At 67.5% G+C, this 23316-nt stretch carries 19 protein-coding genes; 8 read left to right on the forward strand and 11 right to left on the reverse strand.

Annotated features, from left to right (window positions below; all coding sequences use genetic code 11):
- Positions 1-239 precede the first annotated feature (239 nt).
- Together OHA11_RS24370 and OHA11_RS24375 are read left to right on the forward strand one after the other, a co-directional pair.
- Positions 240-2414: an NB-ARC domain-containing protein gene (locus tag OHA11_RS24370; RefSeq protein WP_266499675.1), complete on the forward strand. Its 2175-nt coding sequence runs from the start codon at positions 240-242 to the stop codon at positions 2412-2414.
- Between the two features lie 713 nt (positions 2415-3127).
- Positions 3128-4114 (forward strand): hypothetical protein, encoded by a 987-nt coding sequence (locus OHA11_RS24375; RefSeq protein WP_266499677.1) that lies wholly within the window; start codon positions 3128-3130, stop codon positions 4112-4114.
- A 356-nt stretch (positions 4115-4470) separates the two neighbouring features.
- On the opposite strand, the gene OHA11_RS24380 is transcribed toward OHA11_RS24375, so the two are convergent.
- From OHA11_RS24380 to OHA11_RS24395, 4 genes are all read right to left on the reverse strand, one after another.
- The gene (locus OHA11_RS24380) at positions 4471-4860 is read right to left on the reverse strand and encodes a hypothetical protein (RefSeq protein WP_266499678.1); all 390 of its coding nucleotides are present in this window, start codon (positions 4858-4860) and stop codon (positions 4471-4473) included.
- A 97-nt stretch (positions 4861-4957) separates the two neighbouring features.
- Positions 4958-5803 (reverse strand): helix-turn-helix transcriptional regulator, encoded by an 846-nt coding sequence (locus OHA11_RS24385; protein WP_266499682.1) that lies wholly within the window; start codon positions 5801-5803, stop codon positions 4958-4960.
- A 27-nt stretch (positions 5804-5830) separates the two neighbouring features.
- A complete protein-coding gene (locus tag OHA11_RS24390) occupies positions 5831-6343 on the reverse strand; it encodes a DUF6879 family protein (RefSeq protein WP_266507416.1) in 513 nt (170 codons plus the stop codon).
- Positions 6321-6551 carry a hypothetical protein gene (locus tag OHA11_RS24395; RefSeq protein WP_266499683.1) on the reverse strand — a complete coding sequence of 77 codons (231 nt, stop codon included), beginning with the start codon at positions 6549-6551 and terminating at the stop codon, positions 6321-6323. Before OHA11_RS24395 ends, OHA11_RS24390 begins: the two co-directional genes overlap by 23 nt.
- A gap of 575 nt (positions 6552-7126) precedes the next feature.
- On the opposite strand from OHA11_RS24395, the gene OHA11_RS24400 reads away from it, so the two are divergent.
- Positions 7127-8428, forward strand: a complete 1302-nt coding sequence (locus OHA11_RS24400) for a phosphatase PAP2 family protein (protein WP_266507418.1) — start codon at positions 7127-7129, stop codon at positions 8426-8428.
- A gap of 28 nt (positions 8429-8456) precedes the next feature.
- On the opposite strand, the gene OHA11_RS24405 is transcribed toward OHA11_RS24400, so the two are convergent.
- The 5 genes from OHA11_RS24405 to OHA11_RS24425 form a co-directional block, all read right to left on the reverse strand.
- The gene (locus tag OHA11_RS24405; RefSeq protein ID WP_266499686.1) at positions 8457-10985 is read right to left on the reverse strand and encodes a DUF3488 and transglutaminase-like domain-containing protein; all 2529 of its coding nucleotides are present in this window, start codon (positions 10983-10985) and stop codon (positions 8457-8459) included.
- A complete protein-coding gene (locus tag OHA11_RS24410; protein WP_266499687.1) occupies positions 10982-12154 on the reverse strand; it encodes a DUF58 domain-containing protein in 1173 nt (390 codons plus the stop codon). Before OHA11_RS24410 ends, OHA11_RS24405 begins: the two co-directional genes overlap by 4 nt.
- The gene (locus OHA11_RS24415) at positions 12154-13149 is read right to left on the reverse strand and encodes a MoxR family ATPase (protein WP_266499690.1); all 996 of its coding nucleotides are present in this window, start codon (positions 13147-13149) and stop codon (positions 12154-12156) included. The genes OHA11_RS24410 and OHA11_RS24415 overlap by 1 nt, the downstream gene beginning before the upstream one ends.
- Complete coding sequence (locus tag OHA11_RS24420) at positions 13146-15485, reverse strand: hypothetical protein (protein ID WP_266499692.1); 2340 nt, start codon at positions 15483-15485, stop codon at positions 13146-13148. The genes OHA11_RS24415 and OHA11_RS24420 overlap by 4 nt, the downstream gene beginning before the upstream one ends.
- A gap of 170 nt (positions 15486-15655) precedes the next feature.
- Positions 15656-16312 (reverse strand): TetR/AcrR family transcriptional regulator, encoded by a 657-nt coding sequence (locus tag OHA11_RS24425; protein WP_266499694.1) that lies wholly within the window; start codon positions 16310-16312, stop codon positions 15656-15658.
- 203 nt (positions 16313-16515) lie between these two features.
- Here OHA11_RS24425 and OHA11_RS24430 point away from each other — a divergent pair, with 203 nt between their 5' ends.
- The 5 genes from OHA11_RS24430 to OHA11_RS24450 all read left to right on the forward strand — a co-directional run bounded on the left by OHA11_RS24430 (position 16516) and on the right by OHA11_RS24450 (position 22331).
- Positions 16516-17451 (forward strand): MBL fold metallo-hydrolase, encoded by a 936-nt coding sequence (locus tag OHA11_RS24430; protein WP_266499695.1) that lies wholly within the window; start codon positions 16516-16518, stop codon positions 17449-17451.
- A 110-nt stretch (positions 17452-17561) separates the two neighbouring features.
- Positions 17562-19169 (forward strand): MFS transporter, encoded by a 1608-nt coding sequence (locus OHA11_RS24435; protein WP_266499697.1) that lies wholly within the window; start codon positions 17562-17564, stop codon positions 19167-19169.
- Positions 19166-20110 (forward strand): fumarylacetoacetate hydrolase family protein, encoded by a 945-nt coding sequence (locus OHA11_RS24440; RefSeq protein WP_266499699.1) that lies wholly within the window; start codon positions 19166-19168, stop codon positions 20108-20110. Before OHA11_RS24435 ends, OHA11_RS24440 begins: the two co-directional genes overlap by 4 nt.
- Before the next feature lie 82 nt (positions 20111-20192).
- Positions 20193-21260 (forward strand): nitrous oxide reductase family maturation protein NosD, encoded by a 1068-nt coding sequence (locus tag OHA11_RS24445; RefSeq protein WP_266499701.1) that lies wholly within the window; start codon positions 20193-20195, stop codon positions 21258-21260.
- A 42-nt stretch (positions 21261-21302) separates the two neighbouring features.
- Positions 21303-22331: a methyltransferase gene (locus OHA11_RS24450; protein WP_266499703.1), complete on the forward strand. Its 1029-nt coding sequence runs from the start codon at positions 21303-21305 to the stop codon at positions 22329-22331.
- Positions 22332-22539: 208 nt separating this feature from the next.
- On the opposite strand, the gene OHA11_RS24455 is transcribed toward OHA11_RS24450, so the two are convergent.
- On the reverse strand, positions 22540-23019 hold the full coding sequence (locus OHA11_RS24455) for an SRPBCC family protein (RefSeq protein ID WP_266499704.1): 480 nt from the start codon (positions 23017-23019) through the stop codon (positions 22540-22542).
- A gap of 1 nt (position 23020) precedes the next feature.
- Positions 23021-23278 (reverse strand): acyl carrier protein, encoded by a 258-nt coding sequence (locus tag OHA11_RS24460; protein WP_266499706.1) that lies wholly within the window; start codon positions 23276-23278, stop codon positions 23021-23023.
- Between the last annotated feature and the right edge of the window lie 38 nt (positions 23279-23316).

A 23316-nucleotide genomic window follows, 5' to 3' on the forward strand; every position in this document is an offset into this window, starting at 1 on the left:
TGGATTCGCTCGTTCCCATCAGGAACCGAGTAATGCATGGCCGGCCCCTGCAGGCTGGTGATCCTGAGACCGCAGTGAGTGTTTGCAGAAACTTTCAGACACGATACTGGAACACACTCAAAGGTATCGTGGATCACCTAGACGCAGATCCAACCTGGTAGCCAGCCTTTGAGAATCAAGGGCGACGTTCAGATAGGATTCTTCACAACCTACCGCTTTCTGAGTATGACGAGACTGGATTGATCGGTCGGGCCGAAGATTGCAAGAAGATCGTTTCTCACCTCATCAAGCGGAGGGAATCGATGCTGACGATCACCGGTGAGGGGGGTATCGGAAAGACAGCTACTGCCCTGGAAGTTGCTTACTCACTTGTCGACGACGTCGATTCGCCCTATGAATGCATACTTTGGGTATCACTCAAGACGGAACGGCTCACTGCTTCTGGTGTAGTTGGAATTGTAAACTCCATTAGGGATCTGACGGGCGCAGCGAGGAAGCTAGGGCAGGCATTCGATACAGATTTTCGGGGAGGGGTCAACGAGCTGGCAGAGGCTCTAGAAGGAATTGACACTCTTCTAATTATTGACAATCTGGAGACGGTTGACGGCGAAGAGGTCATAGCACTCTATGAGCGACTTCCGGATAGTGTTAATTACCTATTCACGAGCCGGGTTGGAGTAGGGCAATTCGAGCGTCGCATCCCTCTTGGCCCCTTGAAAGAGAAGGACGCGTCGAGTCTATTCCGTCAATTCGCACGCTCTAGGGATGTCTCTCGACTGGTGCGTCTCGTCCCTGATACCGTCAAGGAAGTGGTCAAGAGGCTTAGATTCAGCCCGTTGGCTATTAGGTGGTATGTCCTCTCTGTAGAAGCCGGAGAGCAACCAAACCTTGCGCTGGAGAACCAAGAAGATCTCTTGGATTTCTGCGTGAGGTCAGTATACGAGGGTATGACGCCGAGCACGCAAGGTGTTCTCTTAACGCTTTTTGCGCTCGAAAGGGACGTTACGTTCGATGAATTGGCCATCCTTACGGATGTCTCAATTGATTCGTTGCGTCGCTCGATCCATGAACTTCTAAACGGTTCTATGGTCCGGCTCGACAACGATCCAGATGGATCACTTGTTTCGAGGGTAAGCCTCACGGAAGCAGCGAAGTCCTACTTGAGGCGGGTTAATACACCGAATCCAGTTGCAGTCAACGCCATTCTTGAAAAAGAGCAAGAATTCAGGCGTTCGGCCGAGCATCGACGGAATGATGAAAAGGCGCGAAAGCTCGCGCCTAATGTGGTGCGTACGCGCACAAGCAATGATGAGCCGGTTGCGCACCTGCTTAGGAAAGCACTATCAGAGTCGAAGGACGGTGTCTTCGGGCAGAGCCTTAGCCTGGTTGAGAGGGCGCGATCTATGAGCCCTGACTTTTGGGAAGTGGATCGAGTTCAAGGCTTCATCCTTTCGGCTCAGGGTAACGTTGATACGGCTACCTCTGCCTACCTCGCAGCACTTCGAAAAGCCAGGGCGAGCGACGACAGCCTCGCTGAGGCCGTTGTGTCGTATTTCTTTGCTGGCCATCTCGCGAGGAAAGCTCGCGAAGTTCACAAAGCTGCGGAATATGCTCGGATCGCTCACGGGTACTTCAATAGTCCGGAGACTGCCCAAACGCTCGGTTCGTATCTGACCTGGATGCTAGAGTTCAGCGAGGGACAGCATTTTCTCGAATGGGCCCTGGAGCGAGCTGAAGGTAGAATTAAGCTCATCACCCTGACGGCTTTGGTCGACTCGTGGCGCCGCTGGTCTGAATATCTGCTCGATCACGAGCATCGAGCATTGGAAGCTGCCGACAAGGCTCAAGCTGGGTTTTCTATCGGCGATCAAGAGATCCGAGGCGGGATTTCTGATCTACGCCTTTTTGATGCCGTATTGGAAAGCTTTTCCCACTATATTCGATGTGTTACTTCGCCTGGTGTCGATGGCGCTGCGAGAGACCAGCAGACTGTGCGCATGATAAAGCGTGTCAGCACGCAACTGTTTGCTTTCGAGGTCTGCCGGGCGTGGCGTCATTTCCCGGGTCACGTAGTCAAACTGAGGCGCACATCCAGCAATCCTGAGATTCAGGATTTGTGTGATCGAATCTTGGAATATGCTCGACCTGCAACAGAGTCAGAAGCGGCTACTCATGAGTCGCAGCGGGACGAGATAGCTGAAGGGGTGGTGAAGACGTGGCGTGAGACCTACGGGTTCATCGCTCATCCGCGGTTTCCTGAAAATGTATTTTTTCATGGATCATCTGTGGAGAATCGCCAGGAGGAAGGTTCAGACGACTTGACTGGTCAGATCGTTCGATTCATTCCAAAAATCGAATCCGATGGACGCGTTCGGTCCAATTGGGTGCAAATTGTTCGAGGTGATCCAGAGTGACGGGCTGACGCAACGTAAGTTGCGAGGTCGGTGCAACAGCTTTGGGCCGGAGCCGTTTTGGCGCGAGTGATCACCGCTCCGCAGCTTCCGATGCGTCGGGCAGTCTCTGTGGGCCTGCCCGGTAAAGTCACGACGTGCGCCTTCTCTGGCATCAGGTGGCTCGCGCCGCGGTACGGGCGTCGGCGTGCCGGAGCGGGGCGGAGACAGGAGCGCCGGCCTCAGCTGGGGACCGGGTCGTGCGCGGGGAGCGGAGCGAGCCGCCTTGGCGATCGTTTACGGCGCGGTCGGGCGCTGAGCTGGGCGAACGCCCGTGACGAGGTCTCATCGGCCTTGGCCCCCTGCTTCCCCGGTGGTTCCCCGCTATATCTGGTGCGGTTTGGTGCAGTGGCCGCATCCTCGCTTGGCGTCGTTATGCCGCCGAAGGTCTGAACCTCAGCCAACGACAGTCAGCCACGGCGGTGGGTATGCCGACCGATCAGGCGCGCGTATGTCTCGCTGCACCCCCACCGGCTTCAGCCACGCTTCCGGGTTGGTCTTCGGCCAGACCGCGGTGGCGCACGGCGCAGCCTTCCGTCGTCAGCACTGGCCGAGGAGCGGACCGGGGCACAACATACCATGGGCCGCGTGCACTTGGTATCAACATTTGCGATATACGCCATTGCAGGCACCCCTTCCCCTTACGATACCAATTACTCAAAAGGGGAGGGTGGCGGATGATACTTCGCGAGTTCCTGTATGTCGACACTGACAAAGTAAGGGCAATGCTGGCCCAGCTGGACGGAGGAGTCGCAGAAGAATCTCGGGAGACGGAGCGCAAAGAGAAGAGGACAACTGTCGGTCCGCGAGTCGCTGGGCAATATTTTCAGGGCGCCGGAAGTGAAACGTACACGAATAAGTCTCTGGGTGACGCATTGTTTCCGATGCTCGAACAGTCCCTGGAGTCAGAGCTTCTGCTTCGCGACATATCGCAAGAGGTTTGTGACCCCAATCAATGGACCTCTGGTGAACTGAAAAGAAATCTGCCCCCGGGATCTCTGGTTAGAGTTACCGCCATGGGCTCCTTGTTTGATACTCGCTATGCGGCTTCGGCATTCTCGGCCTTTGGGTCAGTGATGGTCGGACTGAATGACATGGGTCATCTTCCGGTGGTTAAGAAAGCGAATTCGGGAAAAAGCAAGCAGGGGCAACAGCAAGGGCGTCCATCAAAAACGAAACCTGCGACAGGGCCAGTCGAACTGGAAGATTCTATCCCTGACTTTCCCGACATTGGAGGTGCTGACGGGAATACCCTAAGGGCATTCGTGCGTATCTCCAAGGGTGTGTTTGCGCCTGGCCTTCATGTAAACCTTACTCCAACGAAAGGCGTCCTCGTCAACTCGCGCCTTCAGGAAGGGCGTCAGTATTTGGACAGTGAGGCGGATATTCTGTTCGCTCGATACGGGACGGAGCCGCAGGAATGGACTATCGTCGGCAGTGTCGGTAGTTACGGCACAGAGGAAATATCTTTGCCTGACGTGGATTTCTACAATCCAGACGGAAGCGTGAATAGAGCAGAGTTCGCGGAGAGTATGAACGCTCAGATGCGAAACCTGGGTCGTTTGGGATTCATTGACCTTCCACAGTACCCAGGCTTCTCGCTTATCCCGTTTGCTGTGTACCGGTCCATCCCCCGGAGCGGTGCAGCGGTGCTTACTGAGTGACGCGAACACCTCGGTGCCACCGGACGAGGTGCTGCGCTCTGTGTCCCTGCACAGTGTCAATAGAGGTGGAGCGCTCAGCCGTGACGTACCCCCTTCTCTGGCATCAGGTGGCTGATTGCTGTGAGCGCGGCACGGGCGCTGGCCGGGCTGGAGCGGGGCGGAGACAGGAGCGCAGGCCCGGCCGGGGGCCGTGCCGCGCGCGTTGAGCGGAGCGAGCCGCCTTGAACACGTAGAGAAAGTTGTTACTCAGTGGACGTGCGGCACTTCGGCATGTGGATCTTCGTAGTGATGGGAGACCCAGGCGTCAACGATGATCGGCAGTTTTAGACTCCGGATGATCTGGTCCTCCCTGACACTCACGGGGCACGGAGCCCGTGGCGCTGCGTGTAGACCCACAGGAGCCTTCGCGTGAGGTCAGCGGCATCCCGGAGGTAGATGAAGGCGCCGAACGACGGGGTCTCCACGGTCGGGCGGTTCTTCAAATCGAGGAGCCGGTACCCCTTGCGGAACAACTCCCGCACGTCCTCGTCCTCGTCTGCCCCCAGATCCTCACCAAGCAGAAGGTTGAGGTGCCCGATGATCTCCGGCAAGGACACGTCCATGTCCTTGCGGGTCGAGGTGGCCATCTGCAGGGAGAGGACTGCCTTGGTGGTTTCGGAGATTGTCTCGACGTCGACCGGGAGAACTTCGGCTTCAGCGCCGTCGGTTGCTCTCGATTCCTTGTCACTACTTGCCACAGTGATCACCGTTTCGCCCCTTCAGTGCGCGTGTTCCAGCCGTGCCAGTAACGCTAGGAAGACCGACAGGAGAGGCTCTACGAGTGTGCCGGAACTTGCCCGGCGTTCACCCCAGGGATCCGATGGCTGCCGTGATGATCTCGCGTGCCGCCGGGCCGTAGACGGCAAGTTCGGCCAGATCCGTGAACGTCTGGGCATACATGGCAAGTTCGTGCTTCTGCGTGACGGCGAGGTGGGCCGAGACAAGTTCGACGTGGACCGTGTGGTCGTCGTACAGGAAGAAGCCCTCGACAGGCCAGAGGCTTGAACGGTCGGCGTTTTCAGGAATGATGCCGAGGCTCACCGAGGGAAGCGCCATAACGCTGAGCAGATAGCCGAGTTGGCCGGCCATCACGTCCGTTCCGCCTATGCGCTTTCGGAGTGCTCCCTCTTCCAGGAGGATCGCGAACGTGTGGTTGCCGTACACGATCTGCTGCTTCTCGACCCGTACCTTGACTGCCGCCGGCACGTCATCAATGAGGCCGCGACGGTCGCGAATAGAGGTGAGTAGTGCGGTGATGTACGAGGCCGTCTGCACGGGGCCGGGAATGAGCCACGGCGAGTAGATGCGGAAGCGCTGGGTGCGTTCCCAGAGAGGGACGACGGACTCCTGGGCCTGCTTCAGGCCGGTGCGCTCCATCCGGCGCCACTCGACATACATGCCCTCGATGCCGCGGGCCGTCGAGATGAGATCCTCGGCCGTGCTCTCCGCGCCGCAAGCGGTAGCCCACGCGCGAAGGTCGCGCTCCGAGGGCGGACGCGTGCCGCTCTCGAAGCGCGAACACTTCGACTCGTGCCAGCCGAGACTGGTAGCCAACGCTCGCTTGGTGAGCCCGGCTTCGAGCCGGATTTCGCTCAGGCGTTTACCCAGAGCCCTGCGGGCTTCCTGAACGCTCGAAGATGGCGATGTCATGTCGCTGTGATGGTGTCGTTCGAGGTGTCAGGCCGGCTGGAACTGTGCGTGCGGTGTCGCCCGCGCCCATACGGCTTCGAACGCCGACTCGCAGAGCTTTGCGACCTCCGCGTCTTCCGTGAGTTCCATCTCCATGTTCTCGCCGTCGCCATCGAAGTGGTTGATGAGGACGATGCTGGAGTCGAAGAGCCAGAAGTCGTTGCCCGGAAGCGCGATGTCCGTGGCGTTGCGCCGGGAGAGCCAGCGCACGTCTTCGCCGGCAGCTATGTTCAGCCCGTCTGTCACGTCGTACTCGAAGTGGATGTACTCGCTGACGGGAGTCGAGACGACGCGGGCCCGGCGGACATCGACGCCTCGCGAGGTCGCCTCCGTGACGATGGTGTGCCAGTTGCCCCAGCGCTCGGCCGGGTCGAGGGTCATACCGGCCTTCCAGTCGATGAAGGCCGGGTCCGACTTCATGTAGGCGTCGCGCATCTCCAGATGGATGGCCGTCCGCTGGCAGTCGCGGAACAACTCCTCAAACGTCGGGGTCCTCATCAGCCTTCTTCACCTCCAGGAAGAACTGCACCATGCGCCGAGGGATCTCGACCACCGACTCGTGGCCGGGGATGTCCATCTGCCCGAGACGCTCGATGTCCTCCACCTTCCACCCCTGCACGAGGTAGCTGTCCTTCTCCTCGTCCAGGTAGATGGTGGGGGAACCGCCACTGGGACTCTCCGGGTCCTTGCCGAGCTTACGCAGGGCCATGGTGTCCTCCTCGGTTGCCGGTAACGATCTCTGTGCCAGAGCTTGCCCGCGGCTGTGCCGTGAAACGAGGAACTTGCCGAAACCTGCCAGAAGTACGGAAGTTGACCTTGCGCGGCCGGGGTCAGGGCGACGAGCTGTGGGCCAGCCGGAGCACTCCAGGGTGGCCGGAATCGATGCCCGTCGGTCGTTCCTCGAAGGGGCTGTCCCGGAGGGGCGCGGAACGTCGTGCGGAAGTGAGGCTGGGGACCCACCAGTTGGACGAGGCTCACCCACCTTCCGGTCGTGAACGGAGACCGGCATCGCTTTCGGCCGTGAACGGAGGTCGGCAGCGCCCTGACAAGAATCTGACAGGAAGGCAACCCCGCGGTCTCTGGGGCCCTCTAACCCGGCGCAGCCGCGGCGTCCCGCCGTGGCCCGTCCGTCCTGTAATTGAGCTCACGGCGAAGGCCCTGGAATCCAATAAATCGGCTGAATAATTGATATCGATAGTGTCGCGAATGGTTTCGCGAATAAATTGCAGAATTGCGTTCGATGCGCGGCGTCAATCACGGGTGATGTGGCGTCAACCACGGGTGATGCTGTGGGTCACGGTAAGTGCGGTGGCCTTCGGATTCCTCGTCGCGCTGGAGATCGCCGCGCGCCACTACGGCCTGCCCGGGCCGATCACCAATCAGGCGCGAGAGGTGATCTTCGCTCCCAAATCGGGGCCGCTGCTGTACGCCAGTATGGCGTTGATGATGGTGGTATTCACCTGGCGGCAACGGTTCATCGCGGCCGGTGTCGCGATCGGTATCGACGTCGTCTTCTCGCTGGTGCGGTGGGCGGCCGATGCCAGGGTGGCCGTCGGCCATTCCTTCGGCAACGGCGCGTTGTGGGTGATTCTGGGCTGTGCGGTCATCGCCGTCACGCGCCGCACCGGCCGGGAACGTGTCCTGCTGCTGAAGGGCGTCGGGCTGGGCCTGCTGCTCGTGGCCGGCCGCAAGACGGGTGACACCTGGCTACTGATCACGTCAAAGACCCGCCCGACGGTGCTCGACCAGTACCTGGCGACCGCCGATCACGCGCTGGGCGATCCCTCGTGGCTGATGGGCCGGATCGTCAGGGCCACAGGGCCGGTCGGTACCCATGTGCTCGACTGGGTCTACATTCAACTCGCGCTGGCCGCGGTCGCCGTCGCGCTGTACCAACTGCGCCATGTGGCGGTCGAGCGCCGCTTCCCGCGCCACCATCTCGTACGCACCTTTCTGGTGGTCGGCCTCCTCGGGCCGGCCATCTACATGCTCTTCCCGGTGGTCGGACCGATCTTCGCCTACGGCGGCGGCGCCTTCGGTACCGGCGGCGAGCATTGGGCGCTGGCCAGCCTGTGGCCGGACACACCACCGCCGGTCAGCTCCCCGCACCCGATGCCGTACGACGAGATCACGCCCCGCAACTGCATGCCCAGCCTGCACACAGCGTGGGCCACCGCGATCTTCATTCATTCCCGTAAAGGGCCGAGAATTCTGCGATTCATGGGCGTGTTCTGGCTGATTGCCACGCTCGGTGCGACGCTGGGATTCGGTTATCACTACGGCGTGGATATCGTCGCCGGTGTGGTGTTCGTGTTCACGATCGAGGCGGCATTGCGTGCGCACGACCGTGGCTGGGACCGGTCAGGAATTCGGCTGGTCATTCACGGGGCGGCGGTCTTTGTCGCGCTCTTGGTGGCGTATCGCTATCTGCCGATGGAGATGGCCGAGTATCCGTGGGTGTCCGGCCCTCTTCTCATCCTGGCGATGGCCTCAGTGGTCCACGGCTACGTCCGGACCACAAAACGGTGGGAGGCCAAGCCCACCGCACCGGCGCGGCAACCGGAACCGCAGCTCGAACTGGTCTGAGGCGTGAACTGGTGTGAGGCGTGGTGCATCAGGTCCGGTAGAGGTACTTCCTCAGTCCTCGTCTCAGCCCTCGCCCCAGTCCTCGCCCCAGTCCTTGCCCCGGTCCTCTCTCCTGTCCTCTCCCATGTCCTCCGCCCGGGGCCGCCGCGCGCAGCAGGCGGAGCAGACGGGTGCGGCGCGGAATGCTGTGGCGGGCGGTCTGGTCCACCGCCTTCTCCAGCGCGTCGCAGTCCGCCCACGCGGAGGCCGCGGCCGTGGTGTCAGGTCTGCGGCCCGCGTACTCGACCTCGTTGACCAGGGTGGCCAGGGCCGGCAGGCGCAGGCCCGCGGTGTCGCCCACGCGTTCCGCGCCGAACGCGGCGATCTCCTGCGCCGTGTGCGCTCCCGTGGCGGGCAGGCCGATCTCCGTGAGGCGCTCGATGATCTGCTGCCAGGCACCGAGGACCCTGCGCCGCTCGTCCGGGTCGTTGCGCCGTCGGCTGCGCCTGTTGTGCGGCAGCCACAGCGCGTACAGCACATAGGCCGTGGTGAGGAGGAGCAGCGCGAGCGGGACCGTGAGCCAGATGGGCAGACCGGAGCCGGGCGCGCCCCCGGTGGCGGGGGCCGCCTCGTCCGGCGTGCGCGGCGGCGTCGACGGCCTCGCCGGTTCGGCGGTCTCCTCGCCCGCCTTCTGGTGTTCCTCGGGCTGCTCAGCCGTCCCGGCGGAGGAACCGCTCGGCGCGGCCTCGCCGGGCGTCGGGTGGAACGGCACCCAGCCGACACCGGCGAACTTCACCTCCGGCCAGGCCAGCACGTCCCGTCCCCGCACCTGCCAGGTGCCGGCGCCGGTCCGCGTACCCGGGCGGAACCCCACGGCCACCCGGGTGGGAAGGCCCAGGGCGCGCGCCAGTACCGCGAACGAGGCGGCGAACTGCTCGGACGTGCCGCGCCCGCCGTCCGCCAGGAAGAACTCCAGGCTCCGGTAGGTGTGGCCGGGCAGCGCCCCGGGGTCGAACCCGTAGGTCGTGCGCAGCCAGTCGGCCAGCCGCACGGCCCGCTCGTACGGGCGGGTGCTGCCCTGGGTCACCTGTTCGGCGATCTTCCTGAAGGACCGCACCGAGGGGATCGGCTGCCCGGCCGCGTCGACGCCGGGAAGCTTCACCAGCGCCGGGTCGTCGGCGGTGGCCGCGTACCGCAGCCGCTCGGCGTCGTACCCGGGGAGGTGCGAGGTCGCGGTGTAGGCGAAGCCGCGCGGGACCGCCACTCCCGTGGAGAGCACTCCGCTGTCCGGGTCGACGGACAGGGAGGTGCCCTCGGGCGCGCTCACGGACGAGGGCCGGTCGGCGGCGGGGAGCCAGATACCGGGCAACGACTGCACGGTGAAACGCTGTTCGAGCGTCTTGGTACGGCCCGGGTCGGCGCCCTTCTCCGCCGGGACCCGGCCACCGGTACGGGTCAGCCCGGCGCCGCTGGTCCAGGTCGTCCCGTCGTACCGGTCGAGGACCGCCAGCCGGTAGTTCCCGGGGGCCGCGCCCGAGGTCCGTACGGTGAAGACCTTCTCGTCGCCGTTGCGCATCCAGGCCGCGACCTGGTCCAGCGGGCTGGTCGACTGAGGCCGTACGGTCGGCGGCGTGACCGTCTCCCGGAAGTCGTGGGGGGCGCCGATACCGGGAACGTACGGGCCCAGCAGCGCCGCGACGAGGCCGGGCGCGATCACGACCGGCAGCCGGAGCGCCATCGCGCGCAGCGGAAGCCGGGCTCGTGAACGGACCAGTACGAGGAGCGCGGCGGCCCCGGCCAGCGCGCCCGCGGCCGGGTAGGCGGATCCCGGGCCGTCCGCGCCGAGCACCAGCGGGAAGCCGAAGGCGAGGACCGGGGGGAGGGCCGGGAGCAGCGGGGTGCGGGTGCGCAGGGCGAGTTCCGCGGAGACGGCGGCGGCCGTCCAGACGACGGCGTGCGGCAGCACCAGCAGTTCGGGCTCGCCGGGCGCGGGCAGGATGGTGGAGAGCAGCGCGTGCGGGGCGTCGAGCAGCGCGGACCACGCGGCGCGCAGCGCGGGCCCGCCGGGCAGGCCGTCGCTCACCTCGTGGAACAACGTCGCGCTGACGACGACGGCCCAGGCGACGACGGTCAGCAGCGCGGACGGCCAGAGGGGCAGGGTGGAGCGGCCCTCGCGGCTCTCGCGACCCTTGCCGTTCTCGCGGCCCTCGTCGTTCTTGTCGTTGTTGTTCCCGTCCTTCCCGGTCTTCTCGCGGGTGGGGCGGCGGCCGAGCAGGCCCGACAGCACCGCCGACAGGACGATCGGGGCGAACACGGCCACCGCCAGCACCGGAAGCAGCTCGGACGGCGGGAAGACCCGCTCGAACCCGTACCCCGCCGCTCCGCACATGGCCGCCACGGGCAGCAACGACCACAGCCGTCGGGCCCGGTCCGGCTCCCGGTCGGGCTCCCGGTCGGACTCTCCGGCGGTGTGGCTTGCGCGTGTGGGCGTCGCCAGGTCAGGGGCCGGCGCCGAGGTCGGGGTCGAGGGTACGGCGCCTTGGGCGGGCGGCGAGGCCACGGCGGCCGTGGTGCTCATCGCGCGGCCTCCCAGCGCCATCCGGCGAGCAGTTCGTCGAGCGACGCGACGCGCAGCTGCGGTACGCCGGAACCAGGGCCGGACCCCTCACGCGTGGCCGTGGCCGTGGCTGCGGCCTCGGCGCCGACGCGCAGCATGGTCGCGCGGTCGAAGCGGCGCCGTACCCGGTCGACGGCGCCGAGCCCCAGGGTGTCGCCGGTGCCGGTGACGACGACCAGCGTGCCGCCCCCGCGGTGGTTCTCCAGGCCGTCGAAGGCGGTGGCCGCGGACGTCAGTTCCGACTGGTGCACGACGGCCAGCCCGTCCAGGAGCGCCTCGCCGTCGCTGCCCGAGCCCTCGGTACGCAGGACCGGTCCCGCCTCGCTGACCAGGTGCACGGGGAAGTGGGAGCGGGCGGCCGCGTGCGCGACGGAGGCCGCGCAGTCCACGGCCAGCTCGAAGTCGTCCTCCGAGGCGTAGGCGCGGTGCCGGGTGTCCAGCACGAGCGTGGTGTGCGGGAGCGACACGTCGACCATCTGACGGACCATCAGCGTGCCGGTGCGGGCCGTCGACCGCCAGTGGACCCGGCGCAGGTCGTCGCCGACCACGTACTCGCGCAGCGCGTGGAAGGCCAGCGAGCCGTCGTCCGCGGTGTCCGAGGTCGGCCCCTCCACGTGGTGCGCCTGCCCGGACGGCAGCACGGGCAGCGGGCAGATCCGGGGCCGTACGAGCAACGTGGCCGAGTCGCCGTACGGGCGCATGCGGCGGGCCAGCCCGAGGGGGTCGGCGCGTTCCAGCCGCAGCGGCCCCACCTGGACACGGCCGCGGCGGGCGGTCGGCAGCGCGTACCGCAGTTCGTGGGCCGTGCCGGGGCGCAGCGGCGGTACGTCGACGGTGATGTCCCGGTCGCCGCAGCGGTCGGCGACGCGCAGGCCCCGCCGGGTGCGGCCCCCGGTGTTGGTGAGGACGAGGACGCCCTCGGCGGGATCGCCCCGGCCCACCTTGCTCGGCGCGATCCGCCGCTCGGCGCCCAGTACGGGCGCGGGCAGGGTCCACAGGACGGCGGCGGCGACGGTGAGCAGACAGGTCAGGCCGAGCGCCGCGGCCTCGCCGTACCCGAGCGCGTACCCGGTGATGGTCAGCACGGCGCCGCCGGCCAGCGTGCCCCACCCGGTGGCGGACAACAGCATCAGACGCGTGCCCCGCTGTCCAGGGGCACCGTGGCCAGTACTTCTTCGATCACGTCCGTGCCGGTGCGGCCGCTCAGCTCGGCCTCCGGGGTGAGGATCAGCCGGTGCGCGAGGACAGGCCCGGCCAGCGCCTTCACGTCCTCGGGGAACACGTACGGCCGGGACTGCGAGGCCGCCCGCACCCGGACCGCGCGCAACAGGGCGACGGAGCCGCGCGGCGAGGCGCCGAGACGTACGTCGGGCAGGGAACGGGTCGCCGCCACCACCCGCACCAGGTAGCCGTACAGCGCGTCGGCCACCTGCACCTCGGCGGCGGCCTCGATGAGTTCCGCGATCTCCCGGGCGGTGGCGACGGGGGTCAGTGACTCGGGGGTGGCGGCGTCCGTGCCCTTCCCAGTGAGGACCGCGACCTCGGAGGCGTGATCGGGGTAGCCGACGGTGATCCGCATCAGAAAGCGGTCGAGTTGGGCTTCCGGCAACGGGTAAGTGCCGCCCATGTCCACCGAGTTCTGGGTGGCGAGCACCATGAACGGGCGGGGCACCGGGTGCGTGGTGCCGTCGGCGGTGACGCGGCGCTCCTCCATCACCTCAAGCAGCGCGGACTGCGTCTTGGGGGAGGCACGGTTGATCTCGTCGCCCAGCACGATGTTGGCGAAGACCGGACCGGGGAGGAACTCGAACGCGCCCGTGTTCTGCCGGTAGACGGTGACGCCGGTGATGTCGGAAGGCAGCAGGTCCGGAGTGAACTGCACCCGCGCGAAGTCGGCCTCGATGGAGGCGGCCAGACAGCGGGCGAGGGTGGTCTTGCCGGTGCCGGGCACGTCCTCGATCAGGAGATGCCCTTCGGAGAACAGGCTGGTCAGGGCCAGTTCGATGGTGTCGCGTTTCCCCTTCACGACCCGCTCGACGTTGTCGGCGAGGGCGTGGAAGCACTTGGCGAGGCGGGCGGTGGTGTCGGTGCTGTCTGTGAGGGGATTGGTGGGGGGACGGGTCATTCGCATTCCCAGACTTTGGGGTTGAGACGGGCGTGGACATAGGCGTCGAACGTGTATCCGCTGATGCCCAGGTAGGTGATGCGGGCCCAGATGTTGGTCGTCTCACCGACCTGCGTGAGTTCCTCGCCCTTTGTGAAACAGCCGACGGTGACTTGGGGGCTCGACATGCCGGGGATGCTGCTTGCCCGTTCGCCGGCCGCGGTGGTGGGCAGCGTACGGATCCCGACGGTGGAGGGGTTGTTCTGATTGTTCACGATGTTCATCTTCTGGGGGCGTGGGATCAGGTCGAGCGTCCCGATCGCCGCGCCGCCCGACCCGGCGGGGTTGCGTGCCGTCACCGACACCGCATAAGTCTCGCTGTTCTTCAGGTTCGCGTACGCGTGACTGGTCTCCCCGGTCTCCACCGTTCCGTCGGGTCCGCTGACGGTGTACGTCACCGGGCCGCTGATGTCCTGCGGCGGCTGCCAGGTCACCGTGCCGCCGTGTCCTCCCTCGGCGGGAGTCACGGTGAACTCCCGCAGCGCCCCCGGCGCGATGCACGGCCGCGCGCGTGCCGACGGCGCGGACTCCTTGCTCGGCCTGCCCCCGGCGTACTCCGCGACCACGGTGAAGCTGTACTGCTCCTCGCACGAGCCGCCCTTGACCTCGAAGGTGAACGGGCCGTCGGGTCCGATCTCGTCCGGGGTGACGGTCTGGTCCGGCGCAACTCCCTTGAGGACATAGCGCTGTGGGGTCGCCCCCACCGCCTCGGCGAAGGTGATCCGGATGGCGCCCGACCGCGACTCCGCCTGCGGTGACCCCGGGGCCCCGGGCTCCGGGCAGCCGGTCTCCCACTGGGCTTCGCAGTCCTGGGTCGGCGTGGGTGAGGGGCTCGTCTCCGTCGGTCCGGGCTCGGATCCCGGCCCCGGTGTCTGTCCGGGCGGGCCGTTCGGAGGTGTGACGGTCGCGCCCGGGGCCGTCACCGTCACTCCCGGAGCGGGCGCCGCGGGCGGAACCTGCGCGGCGGGGCCGCCCGTCGGGACGGTGTCCTCCGGCCTGTCCCCGGGCTTGCGCGCGGACGGCACATCCTTCTCGTACTTGCCGATGTGCCTGACCTCGCCGTCGGCGTCGATCACCGCGGCGGCGGCACCGTCCTGGTCGTTCACCCACAACAGGCCGTCGCGTACGAAGAGTTCGAGCTCGCCCGCCCCGTCGGTGATCTGGACCGGTTCGGCGAGCGCGGAGAGGGACGTGTCGTACACCAGCAGCCTGCCGACGGACTCGTCCGGTACGTAGACCCGCTTGCCGAGCAGTTGGGGTGCTCCCAACTCCTGGCCCTGTACGCCCTGTACGGGTATACGGGCGCGCAGGGTGTGCCTGCTGCGGACGTCCACCACCACCAGATCCCCGCTGTCGGCCCCGCTGTCGGCCCCGCTGCCGGCGGCCAGCACCGGCACCTCGGAGCCGTCGGTGCCCGCCGGGACCAGGACCTCGGCCGGGTCGGCCCCGGCGAACGCGTCGCCGAGGTCGAAGGTGTTCCGTACGCCCGTGACCGTCAGCACCTTCATCGCGGCGGCGGTCCTGTCGGTCACCACGGGCCGGCCGTCGGCCAGGGTCAGCGTCAGATCGTGGCCCGCGTCGGCGACCTTGACCGCCGTGCCCTTCCTGCCCTTGACGAACGGCACCACCGTGCCCTTGTCCGGCAGCGGCACCCACAGCGTGCCGTCCCCGTCGACCACGGCGGCTCCCGGCTTCCCGCCCAGCCCCACGGGCGGGTTCTTGGCCGTCGTCATCGCCGGGTCGATCCGCTGGACGGTGCCCTGCGCGGGGTCGAGGACGTACGCGTACGCGCCGCCGGAGACCAGTTGCAGACCGGCCGCACCGTAGTCGGCGGACTGTTCGGCGGTCAGCTGGGAGGCGTCGATCCGTACGACCCGGCCGGTCTGTTCGTCCAGTACCAGCGTGGTCCTGCCGTTCTGCGCGACCGAGACCGGGTGGCCCGCCATCCCGTCCGGCAGGGTGGCCTTGCCGTCCACAGCGCCGGTCAGGCCGTGGGCGTGGGCGACCTCGCCCTTCGCGCTGCTCGCCAGCCAGGCGCCGATGTCGGCGAGCGCGGGCCGGGTGCCGGACGCGCCGGCTCCGACGGCGAGCGAGGTGCCGATGAGCGCGCCGACCGCGCCGACCGCGACGTAGCCGGTGACGCGGTTGCCGGTCGGCCGCAGCCGTGCCCGGGCAGCCGTGGTCAGCGCCGCACAACGTTGTCGGACCCCCGGCCGTCGCCCTGGAGCGGGCGTTTTGGTGTTCGCGGTGGTGGAGCTGCGCGGACGCTGGTCAGGCGTCCTGGTCTTCCTCGGCATTCCTGCCCCCCGGGTGCCGGAACCCAACTGTGCTTGTTGGAAGGGTAGTTGACGATCGGAGAGGTGTCAGTTGCAACTAGGACACGTGTGGTGCGGTGAAGGCGTCCCCAGCAGCGCGGGGTGCACCGTGACCGCCGCGTCGTGGGAAGCGCGTGTTCAGACGTGACTTTTCAGCGGCCGGGAGGCGGGCCCTCGCCCTTCCCGTCGAGGATGCCGAAGAGGGTGACGTCGAGCGCGCTGTCGAGGCGGTCGCGCAGGTCGAACGGTGCGGGCTCCACCCGGATCCAGCGCAGGACCGTGGAGAAGTAGCAGGCGGCCAGCATGGTGCCGACCTGGTCGGCGTCGACGCCGGTCCGGAGCTCTCCGCGCTGCCGCCCCCGCTCGACGATCTTCGCCAGTTCGATTTCGAGGGACCGGTCGTGCAGGAGGCTGCCGACCCGGGCGGCGGCGTCCATCAGGATGGTGGTCTCCGGCCGGGAGGCGATGTTGAGCTCGGCCATCTCCCGTAGGTAGCGGCGCAGTTGGTCGCCTGTCGACAGGTCCCCCAGCTGGGACGAGCCGATGAGCTCCGCGACGCGCGCCCGGCGGTGGGCGCCCCACTCCTCCAGGAAGCCGACCTTCTGGGAGAAGTGGTTGAAGACGGTGGCCCGGGCGACATCGGCGGTCTCGGCGATCTGCTCCATGGTCGTCGTCTCGTATCCCTGGGAGACGAACAGGTCCAGCGCGGCGGCGTAGAGCTGATCGCGCACCTGTCGGCGTTTGCGCTCGCGGCGTCCGGTCGGCCGGGCGTCCGCTGCGGCTGTGGCTGCTGCCTCCGGGATCTGCATGGCCCCCAGTACAGCACGGGCGTGCACGGGTATTGACCCGCCCGGCCCCTTCTCTTTAGATTGCCATCCATTGGTGGACTCCAGTCCATCAATGGACTGGAGTCTCGCACCTCGGAGTGCTTCGCGGGAGTGCACCGCAGGAGTGCGTCGGAGGCGTTCGGGACCCGGTCCGGGATCTGGAACACATGCGAACTGGAGGCAGCGTGGCTTCCCTGATTTCTCCCGTGGGCCTGGTCGACCTGGGCCGTGGCTGTCATGCCTGGATTCCGCAGGCCGGCGGCTGGGGGATGAGCAATGCCGGGCTGGTCACCGGCAGGGGCGAGTCCCTGCTCGTCGACACCCTCTTCGACCTGCGCCTGACCCGGACCATGCTGACCGTGATGGCGTCACTGACGGACACCGCGCCCATCTCGACCGTGGTCAACACCCACGGCAACGGCGATCACTGGTTCGGCAACCAGCTCGTGGCCCACGCGGAGATCATCGCGGCCCGCGGATCGCTGACCGACATGCGGCAGGCGGGCCCGGCCGAGGTGCGGGCCCTGCTGGCCGCGGACAGCGGCGCCGGGCGGTTCGCCCGCCGGATCTTCGACCGCTTCGACCACCGCCATGTCCGGCCCGTCCTCCCGAACCGGGTGTTCGACGGCGAGACGGTCCTCGACATCGGCGGGACGGAGGTCCGGCTGATCGACGCGGGGGCCGCGCACAGCGCCGGGGACACGATCGTCCATGTCCCGGGCGCGCGGACCGTCTACACCGGTGACATCGTCTTCGTCGGCTCCACCCCCATCGTGTGGGACGGTCCGATCGCCAACGGGCTGGCCGCCTGCGACCTGTTGCTGGGCCTCGACGTGGACACCGTCGTGCCCGGACACGGCCCGGTCACCACCAAGGAGGCCGTCCGGACCGTCCGCGACTACCTGTCGTACGTCCATGAAGAGGCCACCGCCCGCTTCACCGCCGGGATGCCGGCCGCGGACGCCGCGCGGGACATCAAGCTCGGCCCCTTCGCCGACCTGGAGGAGAGCGAACGCCTCGCGGTCAACGTGTACACCGTCTACCGCGAACTCGATCCCGGCCTGCCCTCGCTCGACGGCCCCGAGTTCTTCGGCCGCATGGCCTGCCTCGCCCACCCCTGAGCCGCGTCCGCCGGGCGGACCGCCGCGTTCGCCCGGCCTTCCCCTTCCCCTTCCCTTTCCGCAGCCGCATCCCCTCGGCTGTGAGCCGCCGCACCCACCAAGGAGGAGACATGGTCTCCAGCCCCGCCTACGATCCGCCCGCTGCCGACCCATCCGCCGCCCCGACCGGCAAGCCGGCCGCCGTCCAGCACCGGGGCACGATCGTCGCCGGCTGTCTGGCGGTCTGCCTCGCCCAGATCGGCCTCGTCCTGCCCGCCGCGATCAACGGCGTCATGCAGCGCTCCCTGCAGACCTCCGGCGCCGAACTCACCTGGATCACCGACGCGTTCCTCGTGCCCGCCGCGGTCCTGGCACTGACCTTCGGTGTCGTCGGTGACCTGTACGGCCGCAAGAAGCTCCTGGTGGGCGGCGCTCTCCTGGCCGCGGTCGGCTATCTCGTCTCCGCCACCTCCGACTCGGCGGCGCAACTGATCACCGGGCAGGCGCTGTCCGGCATCGGCGCCGCGGCCCTCTTCCCCGCCTCCCTCGCCGTGATCATCGCCGGGACCCCGACACCGGCGGCGCGCGCCCGAGGCCTGGCCTCCTGGACCACCGCACTGTCCCTGGGCGCCCTCATCGCTCCGCTGCTGTCCGGAACGGTCGTCGAACACACCTCCTTCCACTGGGCGTTCGCGGCCACCGGCGTCCTGGCGGTCGCCACCGCGGCCGTGGCCTGGTGGCTGACCGCCGAGTCGAGCGCACCCGATGGCCGCTCACTGGACTGGCCGGGACAGATCACCATCGCCCTCGCCATGCTGGCCCTGCTCTACGGCATCATCCAGGGCCCCACCGACGGTTGGGGGTCGGTGACGGTCGTCGGCTGCTTCGTCGTCGCCGCGGTGATGCTGGGGGCGTTCATCGCGGCCGAGTCGCGCAGCAAGTCACCGATGCTGCGCCTGGAACTGTTCCGCAACCCCGCGTTCGCGGCCTCGGCCGCCATGGCGGTGATCGGCATGTTCGGCTTCCTGGGCGGCGCGTACGACCTGAGCATCCGGCTCGGCGTCATCCATCACCAGAGCCCGCTGCGGGTCGCGGTGTCGTTCCTGATCATCCAGGCCGTCACCCCGCTCATCTGGCCGTTGTTGGTCCGCCTGCTCCAGAAGGTGGGGCCGGGTCCGATGCTGGTCGCCGGCTTCGTCTCGCTGGCCGTCGCCCAACTGTGGCTGCGTGCCGTGCCGATGCACGAGACCGGCATACCCGCCCTGCTGGGGCCGCTCGTGCTCAACGGGATCGGCTTCGGACTCGTCGTCGCCGCCATCACCGCAGCGGCCGTCAACGTCGTACCGCTCCACCTCACCGGCATGGCCGCCGCGACCACCAGCCTGGTCCGCGACCTCGGCCAGACCCTCGGCCCGGCGATCGTCGGCGCCGTCGCCCTCGCCACGGCCACCGACCAGCTGACCGGCAGCCTCCGCTCGGCGGCCCTCACTCCCGCCGAACAGGGCACGGCCACGGCCGTCCTCGACGGAGGCGGCCCCCTCGCGCTGCACACCGCCGACCTGGGCCCGCTCAGCGCCAAGATCGCCCCGCTCACCGAACGGGCCCTGACAGACAGCTACGGCGATGTCCTCCTGCTCACCGCCGCCGCCTGCGCGACCGCCGCCGTTATCGCCGCCGTGTTCCTGGGCATCAGGCCGCGCGCCGCCGCCCCCGCCTCGACGGAAGGGAGCCGGGCATGAGGTTCGCGACGTTCCTGCACGGCGGCCGACGGCAGTCGGGAGTCGTGGTGGACGACAAGGTCCACCCCTTCGAAGTCCCCGCCGAACTCCAGGAGTTCATCAAGGCGGGAGAGGACATGCTGCGTACGGCGGCCGAGGACGCCCTGGCCCGGACAGCGCCCCTGCCGCTGGCCGACGTACGGCTTCTGCCCCCTCTCCAGCCGCCCACGGTGCGGGACTTCGTGACCTTCGAGCGCCATGTCGAGGGCATGGCGCGGGGACACGGCGACACCGTCCCCGAAGAGTGGTACGCGGCCCCCACGTTCTACTTCGGCAATCCCTACGCGGTGATCGGCGCCCACGACGACGTGCCCGTCCCGCCCGGCTGCGAGCGCTTCGACTTCGAACTCGAAGTCGCCGCCGTCATCGGCAAGGCGGGCCGCGACCTCAGCCCGGAGCGGGCCCGCGAGCACATCCTCGGCTACACGATCTTCAACGACTGGTCGGCCCGCGATCTGCAAGGCCGCGAGATGCGCGTCGGACTGGGCCCGGCCAAGGGCAAGGACTCCGCCACCACCCTCGGCCCCTGGCTGGTCACCGCGGACGAACTCGAACCCCACCGCACCGCCGACGGCTTCCTCGACCTCGGCCTCACCGTCGAGGTCAACGGAGAGACCGTCGGCCACGACCGGCTCGCCAACATGGCGTGGACCTTCGAGGAGATGGTGGCCTACGCCTCCCGCGGCACCTGGGTCCGGCCCGGCGACGTCCTGGGCTCCGGAACCTGCGGCAACGGCGGCTGCCTGGCCGAACTCTGGGGCCGCCACCTAATCCCGGAACCGCCGCCGCTCACTCCCGGAGACACGGTCACCATGACCGTGCAGGGCATCGGCTCCATCAGCAACACCGTCGTCGACGGCGTACCGCCCACCCCCGTACCGCCCGCCCGGCGCAGACACTGACCGGGGCGAGGCACGCGCATGACACGCCCCCGGATGGTCGATCCGGGCTGTTCACGAACTATTGGGTCGTACCGTACGGAACGTGACGAAACTTCATATTGCCTACCTGGCTTGTACCGCGGCGATCATCGGGGCGGGGCTCGGGGCCGCCCCGCCGATTGCCGCCGACCAGCACACGACCCACGTGGTCTTCCCAGGAGAGTCGATCCAGAAAGTGGTGGACGCCGCCGAATCGGGAGACACCGTTCTCCTGACCCCCGGCACGTACCGCCAGAGCGTCAAGGTGAGCACGCCCGGACTCACCCTGCGCGGCATGGGCCGCGGCACAGTGATCAGACCGGCCGTGAAGAAGGCGGTCAACAGCTGTGCCGAGGTCGGCAACGGCATCTGCGTGGTCGGGACGAAGGACCGCAGCGTCGAGGGTGTCACGGTCGCCTCCCTGACCGTGACCGGCTTCACCGGGTCCGGAGTGCTCGCCCAGGCGACCGACGGTCTGACCGTGCGGAACGTGACCGCGGTGAAGAACGGGGTGTGGGGGATCGCCCAGGAGGGTTCGGTCCGCGGTGTGTTCCGGATGAACACCGCCCGGGACAACGGCGACGCGGGTCTGTTCCTCGCGAACACGATCAAGGCCGAGGCGGGCGCCGCCGACACCGGGGGAACGGTGATCGAACGCAACCGCCTCGAAGGCAACCGGATCGGCATCACCGTCCGGCGCCTGCGGAACCTCACCGTCTCGGACAACCACATCACCGGCAACTGCGCGGGCGTCTTCGTCGTCAGCGACGAGAACAAACCGAGGGCCGGCGCCCTGACCGTGCGCGACAACCGCATCGCGCGCAACAACAAGTCCTGCCCGAAGTCCTCACGGCTGGAAGCACTGCAGGGCTCCGGCATCGTGCTGACCGGCGCCGAGGACACCCTGGTGACGCGGAACCGGGTCACGAACAACGTCGGCACCTCCCCGCTGTCGGGCGGCATCGTCCTGTGGAAGAGCTTCGTGGGCGCCACCAGCGAGCGGAACCGGATCACCGGCAACGTGCTGGAGGGCAACGGCCCGGCGGACCTCGTCAACACGGACACGGCCGGCAAGGGCAACACCTTCGAACGCAACACCTGTCGGGCGTCCCAGCCCGCGGGACTGTGCTGACCGCCGGTGGTCACGCATGAACTCGACGAAGGAAGACAGCGCATGACGACCACTCAGACCGTGCCGCCGCCGGCCATGCGGCTCAGGGAGCTGGTGTTCGGGGCGGCATGTGCGGCCGCCCTCCGCGCGGCCGCCCGGCTGGGGGTCGCCGACGCCCTCGGTGACAGCCCGCTGGCCGTGGCGGACCTCGCGGCGGCGGTGAAGACCGAGCCGAAGCCGCTGCGGCGGTTGCTGCGGGCCCTGTCCTGCTACGGCGTCTTCGCGGAGCGGCCGGACGGGACGTTCACGCACACCGGCATGTCCCGGCTGCTGCGCGAGGACGACCCGAACAGCCTGCGCGACATCGCGCTGTGGTGCACCGAGCCGTGGACCTGGGACGCCTGGCCGAAGCTGGACGAGGCGGTGCGCTCCGGCCGCAATGTCGTCCAGGACCTGTACGGCAAGGAGTTCTTCCCCTACCTGAACGAGGACGCCCCGGAGTCGGCCGACGTCTTCAACCGCGCCATGACGACCTCCAGCGTGCAGTCCGCGCGGGACGTCGCCGAGTTCCTCGACCTGTCGGGGAGCAAGTCGGTCGCCGACATCGGGGGCGGCCAGGGGCATGTGGTGGCGAGCCTGCTGGAGAAGTACCCGGCGCTCCACGGCACCCTGCTCGACCTGCCGCGCGTGGTGGACAACGTCGACCCACGGCTCCGTGAGGGAGGCGCGCTCGCGGACCGGATGCGCCTCGTGCCCGGTGACTGCCGTACGGCCGTCCCGGTCCAGGCCGACGTGTACGTCATCAAGAACATCCTGGAGTGGGACGACGACAGCACGACCCGCACCCTGCGCAACGTCATCGAGGCGGGCGGTCCCGGCGCACGGGTCGTGGTCATCGAGAACCTTGTCGACGACACGCCCTCGATGCGGTTCAGCACCGCCATGGACCTGCTGCTGCTCCTCAACGTCGGAGGGGCCAAGCACACCACCGACAGCCTGGTCGGCAGGCTGACGGACGCGGGGCTGGTCATCGACGACATCCGCCCGGTCAACCCGTATCTGCACGCGTTCGACTGCACCGTCCCCGGCTGACGGCTGACGCCTGATGCCTGACGGCTGACGCCTGACGCCTGACGCCTGATGCCTGACGGCTGACGGCTGACGGCTGACGGCAGACCACCGGTCGCCGGGCACGCAACCCTCGCGTGCCCGGCGATCAGGGGATGGGTACCTCGTACCTCGTACTGTCCGCCGTCCGGACTTCCGGACTTCCGGACTTCCGGACTTCCGGACTTCCGGATCAGTCGGACAGCATCGGCACGCGCCGGCGTTCCGTGGCGGCCCGCTCGATACGGTCCCGGATCAGGGCCATCTGGACCTTGGAGTTCCGGTTGATGTTGTCCGTCATCCAGTCGTCGTCGACCGGAGCGTCCGGCTTCATCTCGAAGTCCTGCGTCCACACCATCCGGGTGCCGTCGAGCACCTTCTCGTACTCCCAGACGATGTTCATGTAGGCGAAGGGGCCGGTCTCGACGCGGCGGGCCCGCACACTGAGCGTGTCGCGGTCCGTTTCCCGTTCCGAGACCCAGCTCCACACCTTGCCGTTGTCGTCGGGGTGCATGGTCAGCCGGAAGGTGGTCTTGTTCCCCTCCCTGGACATGATCTCGGCGGAGGCGTACTCGCTGAACAGCCCCGGCCAGCCCGCGACGTCGTTGGTGATGTCCCAGACCAGGTCGACCGGCGCGGCGATGGTGATCTCGTTCTGCGTGTGTCCGGCCATGTCACGCACCCGCCAGAAGCGCGCTGTTGGCGAGTTCGAGGAACTGCCGCGGGCTCTTGCTCTTCTCCGTGTCGGTAGGCATCGGCGTGCCGTACCGGTTCTCCAGCTCGCCCACGATGCCGAGCAGACCGAGCGAGTCGATACCGAGGGCGCCGAAGTCGGATTCGTACCGCTCCTGGAGTTCCTCCGGGGTGACGGTGACTCCGGCGGACTTCTTCATGAGCTCGGACAGCTCTTCCACGGTGATGCGGTCACTCATGCGATGTCTCTCCTTGTGTGGTGGGTGACGTGTGGGTG

This window comes from Streptomyces sp. NBC_00878, assembly GCF_026341515.1.
In the GTDB taxonomy this organism is placed as follows: domain Bacteria; phylum Actinomycetota; class Actinomycetes; order Streptomycetales; family Streptomycetaceae; genus Streptomyces.

What these genes read in the sequence shown, in the direction of transcription:
- OHA11_RS24375 (WP_266499677.1), top strand. Translation starts at nt 3,128, where the DNA reads ATGATACTTCGCGAGTTCCTGTATGTCGACACTGACAAAGTAAGGGCA.
- OHA11_RS24385 (WP_266499682.1), bottom strand. Translation starts at nt 5,803, where the DNA reads ATGACATCGCCATCTTCGAGCGTTCAGGAAGCCCGCAGGGCTCTGGGT.
- OHA11_RS24395 (WP_266499683.1), bottom strand. Translation starts at nt 6,551, where the DNA reads ATGGCCCTGCGTAAGCTCGGCAAGGACCCGGAGAGTCCCAGTGGCGGT.
- OHA11_RS24400 (WP_266507418.1), top strand. Translation starts at nt 7,127, where the DNA reads ATGCTGTGGGTCACGGTAAGTGCGGTGGCCTTCGGATTCCTCGTCGCG.
- OHA11_RS24405 (WP_266499686.1), bottom strand. Translation starts at nt 10,985, where the DNA reads ATGAGCACCACGGCCGCCGTGGCCTCGCCGCCCGCCCAAGGCGCCGTA.
- OHA11_RS24410 (WP_266499687.1), bottom strand. Translation starts at nt 12,154, where the DNA reads ATGCTGTTGTCCGCCACCGGGTGGGGCACGCTGGCCGGCGGCGCCGTG.
- OHA11_RS24415 (WP_266499690.1), bottom strand. Translation starts at nt 13,149, where the DNA reads ATGACCCGTCCCCCCACCAATCCCCTCACAGACAGCACCGACACCACC.
- OHA11_RS24420 (WP_266499692.1), bottom strand. Translation starts at nt 15,485, where the DNA reads ATGCCGAGGAAGACCAGGACGCCTGACCAGCGTCCGCGCAGCTCCACC.
- OHA11_RS24425 (WP_266499694.1), bottom strand. Translation starts at nt 16,312, where the DNA reads ATGCAGATCCCGGAGGCAGCAGCCACAGCCGCAGCGGACGCCCGGCCG.
- OHA11_RS24435 (WP_266499697.1), top strand. Translation starts at nt 17,562, where the DNA reads ATGGTCTCCAGCCCCGCCTACGATCCGCCCGCTGCCGACCCATCCGCC.
- OHA11_RS24440 (WP_266499699.1), top strand. Translation starts at nt 19,166, where the DNA reads ATGAGGTTCGCGACGTTCCTGCACGGCGGCCGACGGCAGTCGGGAGTC.
- OHA11_RS24450 (WP_266499703.1), top strand. Translation starts at nt 21,303, where the DNA reads ATGACGACCACTCAGACCGTGCCGCCGCCGGCCATGCGGCTCAGGGAG.
- OHA11_RS24455 (WP_266499704.1), bottom strand. Translation starts at nt 23,019, where the DNA reads ATGGCCGGACACACGCAGAACGAGATCACCATCGCCGCGCCGGTCGAC.
- OHA11_RS24460 (WP_266499706.1), bottom strand. Translation starts at nt 23,278, where the DNA reads ATGAGTGACCGCATCACCGTGGAAGAGCTGTCCGAGCTCATGAAGAAG.